This is a genomic window from Burkholderia sp., from assembly GCF_018375725.1.
GTDB lineage: Bacteria > Pseudomonadota > Gammaproteobacteria > Burkholderiales > Burkholderiaceae > Burkholderia.
In genome coordinates, this window is record NZ_JAHACR010000481.1 from 1 (window position 1) to 1,975 (window position 1,975).

A 1,975-nucleotide genomic window follows, 5' to 3' on the forward strand; every position below is an offset into this window, starting at 1 on the left:
GATCCGGACGTGATGCTGTTCGACGAGCCGACATCGGCGCTCGACCCGGAGCTGGTCGGTGAAGTGCTGAAGGTGATGCAGAAGCTGGCCGAGGAGGGCCGGACGATGATCGTCGTCACGCACGAGATGGGGTTCGCGCGCAACGTGTCGAACCACGTGATGTTCCTGCATCAGGGGCGCACCGAGGAGCAGGGCGATCCGTCCGAGGTGCTCGTGCGTCCGCAGAGCGAACGGCTCAGGCAGTTCCTCTCCGGCAGCCTGAAGTAACGCAGCCCAGGTCGCACGCGTGGTACCGGTGACCCGCCCGGCAGGCGCCACCCGCACGATGCAGGTGGGGATCGTCGCATTGCCGCCCGTCTCGATGTCGGGCGTGGGTCCGATCGTCGATGCGTTGCATCTCGCCAACGAGATCGACGGCCGGCTGCTGTATCGCTGGCAGGTCTGCTCGTGGGACGGCCGGCCGGTGCCGCTCGCCGGCGGCGCGCAATGGCACGCTGACGCCGCGTTCAACGATGCGGTCGCGTGCGACTGGCTGATCGTCGTCAGCGAGCGTTTCCAGCAATTCGCCGATTACCGGCTGTTTCTCGCGAGCCTGGCGCGGGTCGGACAGCGCACGCCGCTCGTGACAGGCATTCACCATGGCGTGTGGTGGCTTGCGATGGCGGGGCAGCTGTCCGGCTACCGCGTGAGCGTGAACTGGGAGACATACCAGCAGTTTGCCGAGCAGTTCGAGCGTTCGATCGTCACGCAGCAGATCTTCGAGATCGACCGCGATCGTGCGACGTGCGCGGGCGGTCAGGCGACGGTGGATTTCATGCTGGCGATGATCGGCCGCGAGCATGGACCGGAGCTGGCGGAGCGCATCGCCGACGCGCTCGGGGCTGGCACGCTGCGCAGCGGCGAGGAGCGGCAACGGATTCCTTTCGTGACCGCGCCCGGCGAGCGGCATCCCCGGTTGAATGACGCATTGCTGCTCATGGAGGCCAATGTCGAGGATCCTTTGACGACCGATGAAATTGCCGGGCTCATTGGCGTTTCTCGGCGGCAGTTGGAGCGACTCTTTCGGCAGTATCTCGGGGCGATGCCCTCGAAGTATTACCTCAATCTCCGGTTGCTCAAGGCCAGGACGCAGTTGCAGCGAACCAGCAAGTCGGTGGTTCAGGTCAGTCTCGCTTGCGGGTTCTCTTCCGCTGCGCATTTTTCCAATGCCTATCGCGAAAGATTCGGCGTCACGCCACGCGAAGATCGGCGGGCATGGCTCGAGAAGCAGACCGGCGGTGGCAGCGAACCTCGCGGGGGCGCGCTTGTCGAGCGTGAGAAGGATTGAGGTTTGCTTTTTTTTTTGCGGTGCGCGCGCGTTTGACGTGAAGCACCCGTGAGCGTGCCGGTCTGTCAGCGTCGCCCCTGCGCGGGGCGACCCAAGCAGACCGAAAACATCACCGGTATTTCCCCCCAACTGCGGCCTGAAACAACGAGCCAAGCGCCCCGAGGGTAAAAAAGCAGACCAAACCGCGCCCCCGCCGGAGGCAAAAAAAAGCGCACAACAATTGCATCCCGATAGAACCCGTCGCAATTCCGCAAGACGCTGGCGGACGGCTTACCTAAACTTGAACCTGTTACCTCTTACGAAACCGAAAGGAACCGCCATGACGAACCTGACCGTGAACCGCCAGACTTTCGACGAAGTGATGGTGCCGGTGTTTTCCCCCGCGCCGTTCGTGCCGGATCGCGGCGAGGGCTCGCGCGTATGGGACACGGCAGGCCGCGAGTACATCGACTTCGCGTGCGGCATCGCCGTCACCTCGCTCGGTCATGGCCACCCGGAATTGCTGAAGGTGCTGGACGAGCAGGGGCGCAAGCTCTGGCACATCGGCAACGGCTACACCAACGAGCCGGTGCTGCGCCTCGCGAAGCGGCTCGAATCGCTGACGTTCGCCGATCGCGCATTCTTCGCGAACTCAGGCGCGGAAGCGAA

Annotated in this window: 2 protein-coding genes and 1 pseudogene; all 3 read left to right on the forward strand. The window is 64.1% G+C overall.

The annotated features are described in order from the left end of the window. Positions 1-267 (forward strand): annotated as a pseudogene (locus tag KH616_RS24635) (histidine/lysine/arginine/ornithine ABC transporter ATP-binding protein); the annotation flags it as partial. 19 nt (positions 268-286) lie between these two features. Beyond that, complete coding sequence (locus KH616_RS24640; RefSeq protein ID WP_292253879.1) at positions 287-1,327, forward strand: GlxA family transcriptional regulator; 1,041 nt, start codon at positions 287-289, stop codon at positions 1,325-1,327. Between the two features lie 319 nt (positions 1,328-1,646). Beyond that, positions 1,647-1,975, forward strand: a 329-nt coding sequence (locus tag KH616_RS24645; RefSeq protein WP_292253882.1) for an aminotransferase class III-fold pyridoxal phosphate-dependent enzyme, incomplete at its 3' end; no start/stop codon positions are given.